Consider the following 1,602-nt stretch of genomic DNA (forward strand, 5'->3'; position numbering starts at 1 on the left):
GAGCCACTGCCCGGCCCAGTCCGGCGGCCGTTCGCCGGCCGGCACCGCGTCCTCGTCGCCCGCCCACAGCAGGAGCAGGCCGAGCGCGTGCTTGCACGGGAACTTACGGCTCGGACAACTGCACTTGTATCCCGGACCGGCCGCGCCGGCCAGGTCCACCACCGTCTGGTACGGCCTGCTGCCGCTGCCCTTGCACAGCCCCCACACCGTCCCCTCTCCGCTCCCGGTCCCGGACCACGGCCCGGCCACACCGAGCTTGCTCCCCGCCTTGCGTGACGCGGCGTCAGGCGCCAGTGCCAGCACCTGCTCCGCGGTCCAGCGCACCCCCTGCTCAGTCATGCCACCGACGGTAGGCCCCGCCACTGACAATCGTCCCGGCGGGCGTGTTTGCGCAGGTCACAGCGATTGTCAGTGGCGTGGTGCACGGTGGATGCCAGAACCGAACCGGCCGAGCTGGAGGGGGCCTCAGCCATGACTGTGTCCGTGGACCCGACGACCGCCACACCCCACCGCGACCAGACCGAGCAGGCGCTGCGACCGCACGCCGAGCACGCCTTCGCGGCCGAACTCGCAGCGCTCGCCGCACAGGACGACCGCCCGCGCCCGGTCCGCTGGAAGCTGTCGCCGTGGGCGGTGGCGACCTACCTGCTCGGCGGCACCCTGCCGGACGGCACGCTGATCACACCCAAGTACGTGGGCCCGCGCCGCATCGTCGAGGTCGCCGTCACCACGCTGGCCACCGACCGCGCCCTGCTCCTGCTCGGCGTCCCCGGCACCGCCAAGACCTGGGTGTCCGAGCACCTGGCCGCCGCCGTCAGCGGGGACTCGACGCTGCTGGTGCAGGGCACCGCCGGCACCCCCGAGGAGGCCATCCGCTACGGCTGGAACTACGCGCAGCTCCTCGCCCGCGGCCCGAGCCGCGACGCCCTCGTGCCCAGCCCCGTCATGCGGGCCATGGCCGAGGGCATGACGGCCCGGGTGGAGGAGCTGACCCGGATCCCGGCCGACGTGCAGGACACCCTGATCACGATCCTGTCCGAGAAGACCCTGCCCATCCCCGAACTCGGCGAGGAGGTCCAGGCGGTCCGCGGCTTCAACCTCATCGCCACCGCCAACGACCGCGACCGCGGGGTCAACGACCTCTCCAGCGCCCTTCGCCGCCGCTTCAACACCGTCGTGCTGCCGCTGCCCGAGAGCGCCGACGCCGAGGTCGAGATCGTCACCCGCCGGGTGGAACAGCTCGGCCGCTCCCTGGACCTGCCGGCCGCGCCGGACGGCATCGAGGAGATCCGCCGGGTCGTCACCGTCTTCCGCGAGCTGCGCGACGGCGTCACCGCCGACGGCCGCACGAAGCTCAAGTCCCCCAGCGGCACGCTGTCCACGGCGGAGGCCATCTCCGTCGTCACCAACGGCCTCGCCCTCGCCGCCCACTTCGGCGACGGCGTGCTGCGCCCGGGCGATGTCGCCGCCGGCATCCTCGGCGCCGTCGTCCGCGATCCGGCGGCCGACCGGGTCGTCTGGCAGGAGTACCTGGAGACGGTCGTGCGCGAGCGCGAGGGCTGGACCGACTTCTACCGCGCCTGCCGGGAGGTGAGCGCGTGA

At 73.4% G+C, this 1,602-nt stretch carries 2 protein-coding genes; one reads left to right on the forward strand and one right to left on the reverse strand.

Annotated elements, in window-relative coordinates:
- Positions 1–339: SWIM zinc finger domain-containing protein (locus tag H5J33_RS34610; protein ID WP_181798619.1), on the reverse strand; the 339-nt coding region annotated here is incomplete at its 3' end.
- Between the two features lie 132 nt (positions 340–471).
- Between H5J33_RS34610 and H5J33_RS34615 the strand changes: the two genes are divergently transcribed.
- Positions 472–1,602: an AAA family ATPase gene (locus H5J33_RS34615; protein WP_181798620.1), complete on the forward strand. Its 1,131-nt coding sequence runs from the start codon at positions 472–474 to the stop codon at positions 1,600–1,602.

The organism is Streptomyces sp. WELS2 (assembly GCF_013870595.1).
Taxonomy (GTDB): domain Bacteria; phylum Actinomycetota; class Actinomycetes; order Streptomycetales; family Streptomycetaceae; genus Streptomyces.